The following is a 16,717-nucleotide window of genomic DNA, read 5'->3' as shown; positions in this document are numbered from 1 at the left end:
GCCCCGGCGGCCCGGCCTGCTGGGCGGCGTCCGGGCACGCGCTCCCCCCGCCCTTCGGGCGTACGGGAGCTTGAAGCCGGACCCTAGGGTCGGGCACCCGATCGGGTCAATGGAAAGTGACCGGGCATTTGACTGTTCGACACATTGGCTCAATTCTCCGATCATTTCGGATCGTTCAATCGCGATGCCTTGACTCCCCTGAGAGCCGCTGCCGAAGATGGCGGGGTCCGGGCCCGAGCCGGCCCGCCGGTCGCGGGCGCCGGGCCCGTCCTCCGCCGGCCGCCGCTCCCCGAGAGGACCCATGAGCACTTCCCGGAATCCCGGCCCCGCCTACCTCGAAGACCGCTCCCCCGGCACGGGTGCCCTGCCGCCCCGCGCCTGGTACCCCGAGTCCGACGCCCCCCGCCTGAGCCTGAACGGCCGCTGGCGGTTCCGGCTGTCACCCACCGCCGACGCCCACGACGACTCCTTCGCCCTCCCCGGCCAGGACACCTCCGGCTGGGACGAGGTGACCGTGCCCGGCCACTGGGTGCTCCAGGGCCACGGCGCTCCCGCGTACACCAACGTCGCCTACCCCTTCCCCGTGGACCCGCCCAGGGTGCCCACCGAGAACCCGACCGGCGATCACGTCCGGACCTTCGACCTGCCCGCCGACTGGCCGGCCGACGGCGGGGCGCTGCTGCGCTTCGAGGGCGTCGAGTCCTGCGCCCGGGTCTGGCTGAACGGGCGGGAGCTCGGTGAGTTCAAGGGCAGCCGGCTGCCGCACGAGTTCCCCGTGGGCGCGCTGCTGCGTCCGGCCGGGAACGTGCTGGCCGTCCGCGTCCACCAGTGGTCGTCCGGGAGCTACCTGGAGGACCAGGACCAGTGGTGGCTGCCCGGGATCTTCCGCGAGGTCACCCTGCTGCACCGGCCCGAGGGAGCTGCGGGCGACTTCTTCGTCCACGCGTCGTACGACCACCGCTCCGGCCTCGGGACGCTGCGCGTCGACAGCGAGGTGCCGGGCCGGGTCACCGTTCCGGAGCTGGGGCTCGACCTCGCCACCGGCGAGAGCGCCGAGGCGCCCGTGGAGGCGTGGAACGCCGAGCTCCCACGGCTGTACACCGCCGAGTTCGCGACGGCGGGCGAACGCGTCCCGCTGCGGATCGGCTTCCGCACGGTCGTCGTCGAGGGCGGGCTCCTGAAGGTCAACGGCCGGCGGATCCTGTTCCGCGGCGTCAACCGCCATGAGTTCCACCCCGCCACCGGCCGGGCCCTGGACGTGTCGACGATGCGCGAGGACCTGCTGCTGATGAAGCGGCACAACGTCAACGCGGTGCGCACCAGCCACTATCCGCCGCACCCCGCCTTCCTCGGCCTCTGCGACGAGCTCGGCCTCTGGGTGATCGACGAGTGCGACCTGGAGACCCACGGCTTCCACCCGCTGGACTGGCGGGGCAACCCGGCCGACGACGACCGCTGGACCCCGGCCCTGCTGGACCGGGCCGCCCGGATGGTCGAGCGCGACAAGAACCACCCCTGCGTCGTCCTCTGGTCGCTCGGCAACGAGTCGGGCACCGGCCGCGGCCTGACCTCGATGGCCTCCTGGATCCGCGAGCGCGACCCGTCCCGGCCCCTCCACTACGAGGGCGACCCGTCCTGCCGGGACACCGACGTCTACTCCCGGATGTACGCCGACCACGCCGAGGTCGAACGCATCGGCCGGCACGAGGACGGCGGGCCCGAGCACCGCCGCGACCTGCCCTTCCTGCTCTGCGAGTACGCCCACGCGATGGGTAACGGGCCCGGCGGGCTGGCCGAGTACCAGCGGCTGTTCGAGACCTACGAGCGCTGCCAGGGCGGCTTCGTCTGGGAGTGGATCGACCACGGTCTCGACCACCCCGGGTACGGTCACGCGTACGGCGGCGACTTCGGCGAGGAACTGCACGACGGCAACTTCGTCTGCGACGGCCTGCTGCTGCCCGACCGCACGCCCTCCCCCGGCCTGGCCGAGTACCGGAAGGTGATCGAGCCGGTCCGCATCGAACCCGGCGGCACCCCCGGCACCGTCCGGATCACCAACCTGCACGACTTCGCCGATCTGTCGCGGTTCGCCTTCACCTGCGTCCACGGGGCCGACGGAGCGGCCCCGACCGCCCACCCGGTGGACGTGCCCCCGCTGGAGCCCGGCGGGTCCGCCGAGGTGAAGCTGCCGCCGGTGCCCGACGGGGAGTACGGCGAGGCCTGGTGGACCGTACGCGCCGTGCTGGCCCTGGCCGCGCCGTGGGCGCCCGCCGGACACACCGTCGCCTGGGGCCAGCTCCCGGCCGGCACCGGGCGGCGGGTGCTGCCCCGGGCCCGCGGGCACGCCCCCCGGAGCGGGGACGGCCTGATCCTGCTGGGTCCCGCCGCCTTCGACGCCCGGACCGGCACCCTCATGCGGCTGGGCGCGGTCCCCGTGACCGGGCCCCGGCTGGACGTGTGGCGCGCGCCCACCGACAACGACCGCGGCGCGCCGTGGGCCGCCGACGAGCAGCTCGACCGCCGGTGGCGCGAGCTCGGCCTGCACCGGATGTGCCACCGCCTCGACGGCGTCGAGCTGACCGCCGACACCCTGGAGGTACGCACCCGGGTGGCTCCCGCCGGCGGCGCGCTGGGCCTGAACGCCGTCCACCGCTGGAGCGCCGACGCCGACCGGGTGCGGCTGACCGTCGCCGTCACCCCCGAGGGCGACTGGCCGCTTCCGCTGCCGCGGCTGGGCGTGCGTCTGGGCCTGCCCGCCGCGTTCGGCGCGGTGCGGTGGTTCGGCGGCGGGCCGGGCGAGGCCTACCCGGACACCCGGGCCGCCGCGATGGTCGGCCTCCACCGGGCGGACGTCGACGAGTTGCAGACCGGGTACGTCCGCCCGCAGGAGAACGGCGCGCGCGTGGACGTGCGCTGGGCCGAACTCACCGGCGGCGGTGCCACGGTGAGGATCGAGGGCGAGCCGGTGTTCTGGTTCACCGCCCGCCGCTGGACCACCGAGCAGCTCGACGCGGCCCGCCACCGGCCGGACCTGGTGCCGGGCGACACGGTGTGGGTGAACCTGGACCACGCCCAGCAGGGCATCGGCTCCGCCTCCTGCGGTCCCGGCGTCCTGCCCGGGTACCGGCTGGCGACCGGGCCGGCCGAGTTCACCTTCGTGCTGTCGGCCTCCGGCGGCTGACGCGACGGGGCCCGCCGGGACGGTTCCCCCCTCGGGGGTCCGTCCCGGCGGGCCCGGGTGGTCTACTTGCCGGTGCCCATGGTGAGCCCTTCGGTGATCCGGCGTCCGAGCCAGGCGTACAGCCCGATCATCGGCAGCACGGAGATCGACACCCCGGCGAACAGCGCGCCGAAGTCCGCCCCGGTGAACTGCTGTTGCTGGAAGTAGTTCAGCAGGGCAAGCGGCAGGGTGAAGCGGTCGTTGGTCTGGATGAACATCAGGGCGAGCAGCGTCTCGTTCCAGATCGCCATCGCGTTCAGCAGGGTCGCGGTCACCAGTCCGCCGCGCGCCAGCGGCAGCATGATCCGCCAGAAGGTCATCGCCGCCGACACCCCGTCCAGGGCCGCGGCCTCCTCCAACTCGGCCGGCAGCGAGGCGAAGAACGAGGTCAGCAGGAAGACCGTGAACGGCAGCGAGGTCACCACGTAGAGCACGAACAGGCCGAACAGGCTGTCGATCAGCCCGAGCCGGTTCATCAGCGCGTACAGCGGCAGCACCATCACCTGGACGGGGATGCCGAGACCCAGCACGAAGTACAGGCTCACGCCGCCGGTGAGCCGGCCGGGCCGGCGTCCCAGCACATAGGCGGCCGGGCCCGCGACCACCACGGTCACCGCCGACGCGGTGACCACCAGGAGCGCGGAGTTGAGGAACGCGGGGCCGAAGCCGCCGTCGTTCCACGCCGTCGTCCAGTTCTCGAAGTGGAGCGTCGTCGGCAGGGACCACGGGTGTTCCAGGACGTCCCGGCTGCTCTTCAGCGAGCTGACCAGCATGTAGGCGAAGGCGAACAGGCAGAAGCCGGTGAACAGCCAGACGGCGGCGGTTCCGGGCAGCCGGGCCAGGGCGTGGGCTGCCCGTCGGCCGCGGGCACTCGGGACCGCGACCCGGCGCCGGCCGGGCTCGGTCAGGGGGGCGGGGTCGGTCAGGGGGGCGGGGTCGGCCATCGGGGCACCCACTCCTTCGGGGAGGTCGGGGAATTCGCGGACGTTACGGGCCACCCGGGCCCCGCGGCTCAGAACTGCAGCGACTCACGGCGCGTCAGCCGCCGCAGCGCGGCCACCAGGACGGCGACGAAGGTCAGCGTGGTGACGGCCGAGGCGGCCGCGTAGCCGAACTGGTTGAGCGGGGTGATGCCGCCGACGGTCTCGCCGTAGACGAACATGGCGTTGTTCCACTGGTAGGTGGGCGGCAGGGCGCCCTGGTTGCCGCCGAAGGCGAGGATGAACTCGAAGATCTTGACCGAGGTGATGGTCCACAGCACCGCGGCCGCGGCGGTCACGTCCCAGGAGAGCGGCAGGGTGACGTGGCGGAAGCGCTGCCAGGCGTTGGCGCCGTCGAGCCGGGCGGCCTCGTAGTACGAGTCGGGGATGCGGTCGACGCCGGCCATCAGGATCGTCACGTAGTAGCCGGTGTTGATCCAGACCAGCGCGGCCAGGACGGCGTTCATCGTCCAGCTCGGCCGCAGCCAGTCGACCGCCTCCATCCCTAGGCCGTCGAGCACCTGGTTGGCCAGCCCGTCCAGGTTGAGCAGTGAGCCCCAGAAGATCCCCAGGACGACCGAGGAGACGATGTGCGGCAGGAAGATCAGCCCGCGGATCAGCCGGCGGCCCCGCATCTCGCGGAGCATCAGCAGGAAGCCGAAGCTCAGGACGAAGACGACCGCGCCGACCCCGAACACGATCTTCAGGGTGTTGCCGAAGGCCGAGCCGAACGCGGGGTCGTGCAGCAGCTGGGTGAAGTTCCGGGTGCCCACCCAGCGCGGTGCGTTGATGCCGTCCCAGTCGGTGAAGGCGGTGTACAGCGAGTAGAGGGTGGGCCCGATGAACAGCGCCGTGTACAGGGCCAGCGCCGGCGCCAGGAACGGTCCGAGGAGGCGTCCCCGGCGCCGCTCCAGCGGCGAGTGGGCGGGCGCGCTCACGGGTTGGCCTTCCAGAAGTCGACGGAGGCCTGCTTCGTCTGCGCGACGAACTCCTCCGCGGTGGTCACGCCCTGGATGAAGCGGACCACGTTGGGGGTGTACGCCTTGGTGGCCCAGGCCGCGTAGTCCACGAACAGCCTCGCCTGGTCGGCGTAGACGTCGTTGCCGTCGATGGCCTTCGCGACGGCGGCGAGTTCCTCGGGCGCCGGGATGTCGGTGCGCGGGGTGATGTTCAGCGCCTGGGTGGCGATGCCGGAGAGGCGGTCCTTGTGCATGAAGTACGCGATGAACCTCTGTGCCTCGGCGGAGTGCTTGGCGCTCTTCGGGACGGCGAATCCGAAGAAGTTGACGCCGACCGCGGTGTTGCCGCCGTCGATGGCGGGGAGCTGGAAGTTGCCGTACGTGAAGCCGGCCGGGACGTTGGGGCGGCTCTCGCCGGGCACCCAGGTGCCGTTGAGGTAGAGCGCGGCCTTGCCCTGGGCCCAGCTGGTCTGTGCCTGGGTGCCCTGGGTGGATTCGAAGCCCTTGATGAAGTAGTTCTTCCGCAGCTGCTCGACCTTGTCGACGGCGGACCGGACCTTGGGGTCGTCCCAGGCGGCCCCGGTGCGGTCGGCGGCCAGCGCCCGGACGCCCTCGGTGCCGAGCTGGCGCTGGAGGGTGAGCAGGGTCCAGTAGGGGTCGTTGGTGGGCAGGGCGATCGGGGCGACGCCGGTGGCCTTGATGGCCTCCAGCTTGCGGACCAGGTCGTCCCAGGTCTTCGGCGGGTCGGCGGCGAGGTCCGGGTAAGCGGCCGCGTTGAACCAGACGCCCTCGGTGGCGACGGAGTACGGGACCATGAACGGCTTGCCGTTCCGGTCGTTGAGGTAGGTCTTGTACTTGTCCGGGATCACCTCGCCGACGGTCCTGCCCTCGCCGGGGATCTGCGCGGCGTAGACCGGGGTGAGGTCGGCGCTCTGCTCGGCGGTGACGAGGGCGCCGAGCGCGTTGACGGAGTTGTCGATCAGGTCGGCCGCGGCGCCGTTCTTCAGGGTCGGGGTGATCTTCTGGATCACCTGGCGGCCCTGCCACTGGACGGTCACCTTGATGCCGGTGTCCTGGGTGAAGCGGTCGGCGGCGGCCCGGATCACCTTGGCCTGCGGCTCGTTCTGGTTCCACATCGACCAGTAGGTGAAGGAGGCGCCGTCGTCGGAGGAGGAGGTGCAGCCGCTCAGCAGGCCGGCGGCGAGTGCGGCCGCGGCGAGGAGGGGTCCGGTGCGCGGGTGGGTGGTCATGGGCGGGGTCCCGTCTGAGGTGGAGGTGGTGGGGGTGCGCGGGGCTCGTCAGCAGGGGGCGGCCTCGTCCGCGGGCAGGCCCCAGCGGTGGACGCCCGGGGCGGCCACGGGCCCGACCGTGAGGTCGGGGCGGTCGCCGACAGCGGTGATCAGGCACTCGGCGCCGGCGGGCAGGGCGATCTCCAGCAGGCCGTCGGGGCGGGTGCGCCACTCCTTCGGTCCGGGCAGGCCGTCCAGCGGGCGCACCTCGGGCGGCCCGGTGAGGCGGCCCGGGGCGACCAGACAGGGCTCACCCGCGCCGCTGCGGACGCGGATCCAGCGGGTGGCGCCGCCGCGGCGGCAGGCGCTGATCCGGAAGGCCCCCTCGGCGACCAGGTCGTGCACGGTGACGTCGGCCCAGCCGTCCGGGACGGCCGGGAGGATCCGCAGCACGCCGCCCCAGCTCTGCAGCAGCATGTCGTGCAGGCTCTGCGCCGCGGACAGCGGCGTCTCGACGACCGGTCCGGTCTCGGCGTACATGGTGTTCGGCTGGACGTGGTGGTCGAGCAGTTCGTCGAGCCGGCGCAGCGCCTCCGTGCCGTCGCCGAGCAGGGCGTACATGGTGGCGGCGCCGGTGAAGCTGTAGCCCCGGAGCTCTTCCGGCATGCCCAGCCAGTGCTGCAGGCTGCGCCGCAGCAGGGCGCGGTTGGCGGGGCGGGTGAGGTCGAGCTGGTGCAGCGGGTGGAACCAGAGCAGGTGCGAGTAGTGCCGGTGGGAGTCGGTCAGCCGCAGGTCCCGGCCGATCCACAGGCCCTCGTCGGGGTCCTGGGGCGGGGCGGTGAGGTGGTCGAGGACGTGCTGCCAGGTGCCGGCCAGCGGGTCGGTGATGCCCAGCCGGGCGGTCGCGTCCAGCAGGGTGCGGCAGCCCCAGTGCAGCAGGGCGAGGTCGTAGTTGCAGTCGGCGGTGGTCCCGTACTCCGGGGAGTAGGTGGCGGGCAGGTGCAGGACGCCGTCGTCGTCCTCGGTGAGGAAGTGCAGGTAGTAGCGGACGGCCCGGTGCAGCAGCGGGAGCAGGGTGTCGTGCAGGAAGGGCTCGTCCATGGTGTGCCGGTAGGAGAGCCAGGCGTTGTGCAGCGCCCAGGTGAGGTTGCCGACCTCGGGCAGGGGCTCGGACCGCCCGGGGACACCGGCCGGCTCGCTGCGCAGGTCGTCCTGGCTGGAGCGGCCGATGGCCAGGGAGTCGCCGCGGTAGGGCTCGGGGGTGGAGGCCAGCAGGCCGGGCGTGCCGTTCTCCAGCGCGGTGCGCAGCGAGTCGAGTTCCGGGTGGTCGGCGGCGTGGATCGGCCAGTACTCCAGCTGGACGTTGAGGTTCCACCAGGCGGCGGGCCAGGGGGTGTGCTCCAGCCAGGGGCCGTGGGTGGCCAGGACGGGGCGGTCGGCGCGGGTGGCGCAGGCCAGTTTGTAGAGCTGGATCCAGTAGAAGCCCTGGAGGCGGCGGTCGGGGACGGAGAGGAAGCTGTGCGGGTAGTAGGCGTGCCACCAGTCCCGGTGGGTGGCGGTGAGCCGGTCGGCGTGCGTCCGTCCGGCCTCGTCCAGGGTGGTGGCCGCGGTGCGGCTCGCCGTGCGGTCGTGGGCGCTGTGGGCGACCGTGCAGTGCAGGGTGGTGCCGTCCGGCCCGGTGGTGGTGCGCCAGCGGGTCTCGGTGCGGCCGCCGCAGGCGAGGTCCTGGACGCAGCTGCCGCCGGAGGGGTCCGCGGTGAGCAGGGGCGGAGGGTTGTCCTGAAGATCGGCCGGGCGCTGCTCGGGGTAGAACGCCTCGCGGGGAGGCGTGGCCGGCGCGGGGGTGAAGGTCCAGGCGATCCGCTCGTCGCCGTCCTGCGGGTGGCAGCGGACGACGAGCAGGTCGCGCTCGGCGTGGACGAAGGCGGTGAGGTGCACCGTCCCGTGGGTCGTGGTGACGGTGCCGGTGAGTTCGGCGTCCCGGAGGGACAGGCGCAGGTCCACGCCGGTGACCTCGCCGGCGGTCCGCAGGGTGAGGTGGCCGATCGGCAGGCGGGTGCCGCCCCAGAGCGGGCCGCCGACGTCCTGGTGGTCGCGGACCCGGCTGTCGCCGAGGACGAGGCGGAGCCGGCCGTCGCCGTCGGGGCGGCGCACGGAGGCGGCGAGGCCGCCGTTGCCCAGGAAGGGGCCGTCGTGGAAGCCGGTGGGCACGGTCCGCCAGACGGGGTCGAAGCCGGCGAGGAGGTCGGCCCAGTCGACGGCGGTGACGAGCCGGTCGGCGGATACGGGGTGGTCGGCGGGTGTTGGTCGGGGGCTGGGCACGGGGTCTCCGCTCGGTTCGGCGGGTGCGGCATCGGTCGGTACGGGACGGGCGGGTACGGGCGTGGCGTCGGCCCGGTGGGCCCCGGCGGCGGTCACCGGCCCAGCCAGCCGCCGTCCACCGGCAGCAGGGTGCCGTGGACGTAGTCGGAGGCGGGCGCGGCGAGGAAGACCGCCGCACCGGCGATGTCCTGCGGCCGGGCCCAGCGGCCGGCCGGGATGCGGTCGAGGATCGCCGCGCTGCGGGCGGGGTCCTCGCGCAGGGCCCGGGTGTTGTCGGTGGCGACGTAGCCGGGCACGATCGCGTTGACGTTGACGCCGTGCGGCGCCCACTCGTTGGCGAGGGCCCGGGTGAGCCCGGCGATGCCGGACTTGGCGGCGGCGTAGCCGGGCACCGTGATGCCGCCCTGGTAGCTGAGCAGCGAGGCGGTGAACACGATCTTCCCGTGGCCGCGTTCCAGCATGCGCCGGCCGACCGCGCGGGTGAGGACGAACTGGCTGCTGAGGTCGACGGCGAGGACGCGGTCCCAGTCCTCGTCGCTGTGCTCGGCCGCCGGTGCCCGGGCGATCGTGCCGGCGTTGTTGACCAGGATGTCCACCGGCCTTTCCAGGGAGGCGAGTTCGGCTCCGAGGGCGGTGACCGCGGCCCGGTCGGCGAAGTCCGCGCGCAGCGTGCGGCACTGCCGGCCGAGGGCGGTGACCCGGCGGGCGACCTCGCTGCCGGAGGCCTCCATGCCGGCGCTGACGGCGATGACGTCGGCGCCGGCGGCGGCCAGTGCCTCGGCGATGGCCAGTCCGAGGCCGCGGCGGGCGCCGGTGACCACCGCGAGCCGGCCGGTGAGGTCGAACGCGGCGCGGTGTGCATGAGTGAGTTGCGTGTCGGTGCTCATCGGGGCAGTCCCTCCTCGCCGGGCCGGCAGTCGACGAGGACCTTCATCACGCCGGAGCGGGCGTCGAGGGCCGCGAAGGCGGCGCCCGCGCGGGCGAGCGGTTCGGTGCGGGAGACGAGGCGGCCGGCGGGAACGTCCCCGGCGGCGATCAGCCGGGCCGCCTCCTCGAAGTCCTCGCGCCGGTACAGCCGGGCGCCCAGCAGGGTCAGTTCGCGCCAGAAGAAGCGGTGCAGGTCCAGCGGGCGGGGCTCGGGGTGGATCGCCACCAGCACCAGCCGGCCACGGGTGCGCAGGCAGCCGACGGCGCCCGCCAGGCCGGCGGTGGCACCGGAGACCTCGAACGCCACCGCGGCGCCCGCGCCACCGGTCCGGGCGGCGACCTCGGCGGGCACGTCGACGGCGGACGGATCGGCGCAGGCGAGGCCGAGCCCCTCGGCGACGGAGCGCCGGTGCGCGTCGGGCTCGACCAGCAGGACCTGGGCGCCGGCCCGGCGGGCCACCAGAGCGATCAGGATGCCGACCGGGCCGCCGCCGACCACCACGGCGAAGTCGCCGGGCGCGAGCCCGGCCCGGCCCACGTCGTGGACGGCGACGGCGGTGGGCTCGACCAGTGCGGCGTGGTCCAGCGGCAGCCCGTCCGGGAGCCGGACCAGGAGCTCCGCCGGCACGGTCCAGCTGTTCTGCATGGCCCCGGCGGAGTCGATGCCGAGGAAGTCGAGGCGGTGGCAGAGGTGATCGTGCCCCGCCTCGCAGGCGGGGCAGCCGCCGCACGCGACGGTGGGCATCACGGTGACCGGGTCACCGGCCCGCCAGCCGGTGACGCCGGCGCCGGTCTCGGCGATCCGGCCGGACATCTCGTGGCCGAGGACGGCGGGCCGGGTGACCCTGGCGTCCATCGCGCCGTGCAGGATGTGCAGGTCCGTCCCGCAGATGCCGGTGAAGGCGACGTCGATGCGGACCTGCCCGGGTCCGGGCGGTACGGGTGCGGCGCGGCGGACCGTGACGGTCCGGTCGCCGGTGTAGGTCGCCTGGTGCATGGGGTACTCCCGTGGGTCAGGGGGTGGTCGATGGGTGATCGCCCGGCAGGCGGTAGACGCGCCGGGCGTTGCCGCCGAGGACGGCCGCCCTGTCGGCGGCCGGGAGCGCGGAGAGCTCCGCACGGACGAGGTCCAGCCAGTCGCGGTAGCGGGTGGCGAGCGTCATCACCGGCCAGTCGCTGCCGTACAGGCAGCGGTCGGGACCGAAGAGGTCGAGGGCCGTCCGCAGGTAGGGGCGCAGCAGGCCGGGGGTGGCCCGGCCGTGGGGCGCCTCGGTGGCGAGGCCGGAGAGTTTGCAGACGACGTTGGGCCGGGCGGCCAGTCGGCGCAGCGCCCGCCGCCAGCTCCCGTCGTCGGGGACGCCCGGTCGTGGCTTGCCGAGGTGGTCCAGGACGATGGCGGTCCGTGGGCAGGCGGCCGCGAGCTCATCGAGTTCGCCGAGCTGGTGTTCGCGTACGCAGGCGTCGAACGGCAGGCCCGCGTCGCCGAGCAGGGCCACACCCCGGCGCAGGCCGGGACGGGTGGTGAAGCCGGGGGGTTCGTCCTGGAGCAGGCGGCGGACTCCGGCGACGAAGGGGTCGGCCGCGAGCCGGCGGACGTCGGCGGGCAGGTTCTCGTCCCGTTCCAGGGAGAGGTGCGCGACCATGCCGAGCAACTCCGGCCGTTGGACGGCCTGTTCGCGCACCCAGCCGAGCTCGGCCCCCGCCTGATCGGGCCGTCGGCCGGCCTCCACCACCACGGCGGCGACCGGTTCGCCGGCGGCGGACGCGAGGTCGTCGGGCGCGAAGGCGCGCCGCAGCGCGGGTTCGGTGAGCCACGGGTAGTCGAAGCGGCCCGGGTCCCACAGGTGGACGTGCGCGTCGATGATCACGGCTGCTCCCGCCGGGGCCGGTCGGGTCCGGCACCGGCGCCCCAGCCCTGGTCGCGGACCGGTTCGAGACAGGCCTCGACCCGGGCGAGGAGTTCCTCGTCGATCGGCTCGGCGAGCCAGCCGACGTTGCGGCGGACCGTGTCGGGGTGACCGGTGCCGACCAGGGTGGTGGCCGCGCCGGGTGCCCGGACGGAGTACTGCAGGGCGAGTTTGGCGAGGTCGCCGCCCGCGGCCTCGCACAGGTCGGCGGCCTCGGCGCAGCGGGCCCGCAGCTCGGCCGAGCCGGGGTGCCAGTCCGGGGCGCCGCGGCGGGTGAGCGCGCCCATCGCCAGCGGGGAGGCGTTGACGATCCCCGTACCGCAGGCCTCGAAGTGGGCCGCCCAGACGCCCAGGCGCCGGTCGTGCAGCGTGTACTGGCCGTAGGACAGCACGGTGTCCACCGGGGCGTGTCCGGCGACGTGGCCGAGGACGGACAGCGGGTACCCGGTGATGCCGACGTACCGGACCAGCCCCTCGTCCTGGAGCCGGCGCAGCGCGGGCAGGGTCTCCTCGATGATCCGGTCCGGTGAGCCGAACTCGATGTCGTGGCACTGGATCAGGTCGAGGTGGTCGGCGCCCAGGCGGGCCAGGCTCTCGGTGACGCTGCTCCGGACCCGCGGGGCGCTGAAGTCGAAGTCGGCGCGGCCGTAGCGGCCGACCTTGGTGGCCAGCAGGTAGCTGTCGCGGCCGACGCCGCGCAGGGCCCGGCCGAGCAGGGACTCGGCGGCGGTGTCGCCGTAGTAGGGGGCGACGTCGAAGAGGTTGACGCCCAGGTCGAGTGCGGTGCGGACGGCGTCGATGCCGTCCTGTTCGGCGATGGGGCCGAAGACCGCGCCCAGGGGTGAGGCGCCGAAGGAGAGTTCGGAGACGATCAGGTCGGTGGTGCCCAGTCGGCGGTAGCGCATCGGGTGTCCTGACTCCGGGGGTGCGGGCGGGCGGGGTCGGTACGGGCTCCGGCCCGGGTCAGGCGATGACCGGCCGCCGGGACCAGGCCGGGCCGTCGGGGTACAGGTGGTCGGCCGCCGAGGCCGGGTGCAGCTGGGCGCCGAGCCCGGGCACCGTGGGGGCGACGTAGTGGCCCCGCTCGATGCGGACCGGGACGGTGAAGTGCTCGTGGAGGTGGTCGACGTACTCGATCACCCGGTCCTCGGTGCTGCCGCTGACGGCGACGTAGTCGAACATCGCCAGGTGCTGAACCATCTCGCACAGACCGACGCCGCCGGCGTGCGGGCAGACCGGGACGCCGAACTTGGCGGCGAGCAGGAGGATGGCGACGTTCTCGGTGACCCCGGCGACGCGGCTGGCGTCGAGCTGGAGGACGTCGATCGCGCCGGCCTGGAGGAGCTGCTTGAACATGACCTGGTTGTGGCAGTGCTCGCCGGTGGCGACCTTGACGGGCGCGACGGCGGCCCGGATCCGGGCGTGGCCGAGGATGTCGTCCGGCGAGGTCGGCTCCTCGATCCAGTACGGGTCGAGTTCCTTGAGCGGCTCCATCCGGTCGATGGCCTGCGCCACCCCCCAGGCCTGGTTGGCGTCGATCGCGATCCGTACGTGTGGCCCGACGGCGCGGCGGGCCAGCCGCAGGCGGCGCAGGTCCTGTTCCGGGTCGAGCCCGACCTTGAGCTTGATCTGCGTGAAGCCGGCCGCGACCGCCTCCTCGCAGAGCCGGACGAGCTTGTCGTCGTCGTAGCCGAGCCAGCCCGGCGTGGTGGTGTAGGCGGGGTAGCCGTGCTCCAGCAGGTGGCGCCGGCGCTCCGCGCGTCCGGGTTCGGCGCGGCGCAGGATCTCCAGGGCCTCCTGCGGGGTGAGCGCGTCGCGCAGGTAGCGGAAGTCGACCAGGCCGACGAGCTCCTCGGGGCTCATCTCGGAGAGCAGCTGCCAGACGGGCTTGCCGGCGCGCCGCCCGTAGAGGTCCCACATGGCGTTGACGACGGCGGCGGCGGCCATGTGGATCGCGCCCTTCTCGGGCCCGAGCCAGCGCAGTTGGCCGTCGCCGGTGAGGCGTCGGGAGAAGGCGCCGAGGTCGGCGAGGGTGGCGTCGACCGGCAGTCCGGTCACCAGCGGGGCGAGCGCCCGGACGGCGGCGACCTGGACGTCGTTGCCGCGGCCCACGGTGAACGCCAGGCCGTGGCCCTCCTCACCGGTGCTGGTGCGGAGGGTCACGTACGCGGCGGAGTAGTCCGGTTCGGGGTTGAGCGCGTCGGAGCCGTCGAGTTCGCGGGAGGTGGGGAAGCGCACGTCCAGTGCTTCGACCCCGATGATGCGGTTCATCTGCAGAGCCCTTCCAGGCGGGTGCGGTGGCAGGCGGAAGGCGGTGAAGGCCGTGAAGGCGGTGAGAGATGGAGAAGGGCATGCGGGAGGCATGCGGGAACGGCTGTCGATCGGCGTCATCACTCAGCCGAGACATGGGATGAACTGTTGGGGAAGCAGACCCGCCCTGTCCAGACCCCGGGGCAAGAAAATCACGAAGTGGCAGATAAGAGCCGGAGTTGATGAATCGTCGGACACTGGTCCGGATGCAGAGGTATCCATGTGATGGGATGTCTGCCTATGCTGGGCCGCACCCACCCGGGGGGAGCCGGCCCGCCCCCCACCCGGAGTCCCGCCCACCGACCGCCGAGGACCCACCGGATGCCACTGACCGACATGGCCATCGCCCGGATCCGCGAACTGATCCGGTCCGGCGAACTGCCGCCCGGCGCCAAGCTGCCCCCCGAGCCGCAGCTCGCGGCCGAGATCGGCATCTCGCGCAACCTCCTCCGCGAGGCCGTCAAGGCGCTCGTGGTGTCACGGGTCCTCGAAATCCGCCGCGGCGACGGCACGTACGTGACCAGCCTGGCACCCGGCCTCCTGCTGGAGAACCTGGCCGCCGCGGTCGAACTCCTCAGCGGTGACACCCTGTTGGAGCTCACCGAGGTACGCCGGCTGTTCGAGCCGGCGGCCACCGGTCTCGCGGCGACCAGGATCGGCGACGCGGACCTCGCCGAGCTCGCCCGCCACCTCGACGCCATGCGCGACGCGCGGGACGACCCCGAGCGTCTCAACCTGCACGACGCCGCCTTCCACGGCGCCGTCATCGCCGCGACCGGCAACGAGACCCTGACCTCCCTGCTGGAGGGCATCTCCAACCGCACCCTGGGCGCCCGCATCTGGCGCGGGCTCGTCGACGGCGACGCCGCCGACCAGGCGATCGCCGAGCACGAGGCCATCTACCGGGCACTCGCCGCCCGGGAGGCCCCGCTCGCCCAGGCCGCGGCCCTGATGCACGTCACCACCACCGAGGACTGGCTGCGCGCGCACCTGGCGGCCAAAGCCGCCGGGTAGCGACGGGCAGCACCGGGCGGTGCCGACGGGCGCGGCACCTCGACAGGCCGACCCGGACGTCGCCCTTTAGTATATCGAATACCCGCGCCCGACATCAGGCACCTTCGAGCCCCAACCCCCACGCCACACGCCACACCGAAGATCCTCGCGAGAACACTGGTGGAATTTTCGTATATCGAATACGGTCATCGCCACCGTCGCAGCCGGGCCGCCCGCCGAGCGTCCCCGCCACGGCGGCCCACACCCTCACACCCTCCCCCACCCATGGAGGCTCCCATGACCGGTTTCTCCCAGCCCGTCGGCCGCAGATCCGTGCTGCGCGGCATGCTCGCGGCCGGCGCCGCCGCGTCCCTGCCCCAGATCGTGAGCCTGGCCAGCGCCCAGGCCGCCGGCATCACCACGGGCAGCTACACGATCCGCTTCGACCAGGCCGCCAAGCAGACCATCGCCGGCCTCGGCTTCGAAATCCAGTCCGACTCCATCGGCTCGGGCAACAACGGCATGCCGACAGAGGTCAACGGCGTGCCCTACGACCTGACCGCGAGCGAGCGCACCCGCTTCTACCAGCAGATGCTGAAGGCGGGCCGCAGCGACCGGGGCTTCCGCTACTGCCGACTCGCCATGGGCCTCTACCACCGGGGCCTGACCGCCGACGGCAAGCGGTTCATCGACCGCTACAACGGGCAGACCGCCCTGCTCGCCGAGATGATGACCCAGGCCAACGTCGAGGGCCTGGCCGTCGAGTACTGGTCCCCCGCCCCCGGCTGGAAGACCAACAACAACCTCATCAAGGGCAGCCTCGCCGCGAACATCGACCTCGCCGCCTTCGGCGACGCCCTGGTCGACGACCTGAAGTACCTGTCCGACCGGGGCCTGAAGATCTCCTACTGGGGCCTGCAGAACGAGCCCCGGTTCGAAACCGACTACTCGTCCTGCAAGTACGAGCCCGCCCAGTACCTGGCCGCCTTCAAGGCCGTCGCCCCCAAGATCAAGGCGGCCTACCCGGGCGTGAAGATCCACGCGGAGAGCCAGTACGGCTGGAAGGAAAGCATCGGCCAGGCCCTCAGCGGCTCCCCCGAGGCGATGGCCCTGATCGACGGGTGGAGCTTCCACCGGATCGGTGAGGACAGCACCCAGCAGATCACCGAGAGCTTCACCTCCGGCGCCGGTGGCAAGCCCGTCTTCAACAACGAGTTCGAGTACCTCACCGGTGCCATGTCCGACTGGCGCTGCATCAACACCGCCCAGTCGATCATGAACTGGATGACCTTCCAGAACTCCCCCACCTGGTGGTGGCTGCACGCCCTCAAGCCCACCAGCAACTCCGAGTCCGAGAAGTACGGCCTCGGCTTCTGGCGGCCCCCGAGCGACACCGACTTCAGCCACCACCCGCAGATCCAGGTCGGCCACTGGGACTTCAACCCCCGCAACTGGAACGCCGTCTCGGGCTTCGTGAAGTACATGCCCTGGGACTCGGTGCGCTACGGCGTCGACGAGCCCCGCCACACCGACGGCTCGTACTACGCCGAGCACCGCATCATGGCCTGGAAGACCCCCACCGGAAAGCCCGTCTTCGCCATCACCAACCGCTCCGCCACCGAGGCGTTCACCTACACCGTGGACACCCAGACCGCCGCCGCCTTCCAGGGCAACCGCTACGGCCCCGCCACCAACAACCAGAACCTCGGCGCCAAGACCGGCCCCACGCTGGAGATCACCGTCCCGCCGCTGTCCGTCGAGTTCTGGATCCGCACCCCCTGAGACCGGGCGCCGACCAGCGGGTGGGACCTCGCCGACGCCCGAACCCGGCCGGCACCGCGTCGCACGCGGTGCCGGCCGGCACGCCGAG

At 73.1% G+C, this 16,717-nt stretch carries 12 protein-coding genes; 3 read left to right on the top strand and 9 right to left on the bottom strand.

Annotation, left to right across the window (positions count from 1 at the left end):
• The first annotated feature begins 301 nt into the window (after positions 1-301).
• Positions 302-3,181 (top strand): glycoside hydrolase family 2 TIM barrel-domain containing protein, encoded by a 2,880-nt coding sequence (locus ACWEQL_RS26300; protein ID WP_452152779.1) that lies wholly within the window; start codon positions 302-304, stop codon positions 3,179-3,181.
• Between the two features lie 62 nt (positions 3,182-3,243).
• Here ACWEQL_RS26300 and ACWEQL_RS26295 read toward each other — a convergent pair whose 3' ends face one another.
• From ACWEQL_RS26295 to ACWEQL_RS26255, 9 genes are all read right to left on the bottom strand, one after another.
• Positions 3,244-4,164, bottom strand: coding sequence for a carbohydrate ABC transporter permease (locus tag ACWEQL_RS26295; RefSeq protein ID WP_452152778.1), 921 nt, complete (start codon positions 4,162-4,164; stop codon positions 3,244-3,246).
• A gap of 68 nt (positions 4,165-4,232) precedes the next feature.
• Entirely contained in the window at positions 4,233-5,138 is a 906-nt protein-coding gene (locus ACWEQL_RS26290) for a carbohydrate ABC transporter permease (RefSeq protein WP_452152777.1), read from the bottom strand.
• On the bottom strand, positions 5,135-6,409 hold the full coding sequence (locus ACWEQL_RS26285) for an ABC transporter substrate-binding protein (protein ID WP_452152776.1): 1,275 nt from the start codon (positions 6,407-6,409) through the stop codon (positions 5,135-5,137). The genes ACWEQL_RS26290 and ACWEQL_RS26285 overlap by 4 nt, the downstream gene beginning before the upstream one ends.
• A gap of 48 nt (positions 6,410-6,457) precedes the next feature.
• Positions 6,458-8,710: a glycosyl hydrolase family 95 catalytic domain-containing protein gene (locus tag ACWEQL_RS26280; RefSeq protein WP_452152775.1), complete on the bottom strand. Its 2,253-nt coding sequence runs from the start codon at positions 8,708-8,710 to the stop codon at positions 6,458-6,460.
• A 92-nt stretch (positions 8,711-8,802) separates the two neighbouring features.
• The gene (locus ACWEQL_RS26275; protein ID WP_452152774.1) at positions 8,803-9,597 is read right to left on the bottom strand and encodes an SDR family oxidoreductase; all 795 of its coding nucleotides are present in this window, start codon (positions 9,595-9,597) and stop codon (positions 8,803-8,805) included.
• Positions 9,594-10,634 carry a zinc-dependent alcohol dehydrogenase gene (locus ACWEQL_RS26270; RefSeq protein WP_452152773.1) on the bottom strand — a complete coding sequence of 347 codons (1,041 nt, stop codon included), beginning with the start codon at positions 10,632-10,634 and terminating at the stop codon, positions 9,594-9,596. The genes ACWEQL_RS26275 and ACWEQL_RS26270 overlap by 4 nt, the downstream gene beginning before the upstream one ends.
• 16 nt (positions 10,635-10,650) lie before the next feature.
• Positions 10,651-11,505, bottom strand: a complete 855-nt coding sequence (locus ACWEQL_RS26265) for an amidohydrolase family protein (protein WP_452152772.1) — start codon at positions 11,503-11,505, stop codon at positions 10,651-10,653.
• Positions 11,502-12,449, bottom strand: a complete 948-nt coding sequence (locus ACWEQL_RS26260; protein ID WP_452152771.1) for an aldo/keto reductase — start codon at positions 12,447-12,449, stop codon at positions 11,502-11,504. Before ACWEQL_RS26260 ends, ACWEQL_RS26265 begins: the two co-directional genes overlap by 4 nt.
• Positions 12,450-12,507: 58 nt before the next feature.
• On the bottom strand, positions 12,508-13,815 hold the full coding sequence (locus ACWEQL_RS26255; protein WP_452152770.1) for an enolase C-terminal domain-like protein: 1,308 nt from the start codon (positions 13,813-13,815) through the stop codon (positions 12,508-12,510).
• Between the two features lie 360 nt (positions 13,816-14,175).
• On the opposite strand from ACWEQL_RS26255, the gene ACWEQL_RS26250 reads away from it, so the two are divergent.
• A complete protein-coding gene (locus tag ACWEQL_RS26250; protein ID WP_452152769.1) occupies positions 14,176-14,868 on the top strand; it encodes a FadR/GntR family transcriptional regulator in 693 nt (230 codons plus the stop codon).
• A 276-nt stretch (positions 14,869-15,144) separates the two neighbouring features.
• A complete protein-coding gene (locus ACWEQL_RS26245) occupies positions 15,145-16,629 on the top strand; it encodes a hypothetical protein (protein ID WP_452152768.1) in 1,485 nt (494 codons plus the stop codon).
• The last annotated feature ends 88 nt before the right edge of the window (positions 16,630-16,717 follow it).

The sequence above is a fragment of the Kitasatospora sp. NPDC004240 genome (assembly GCF_053603215.1).
This window is presented reverse-complemented; position numbering and strand designations above follow the sequence as displayed.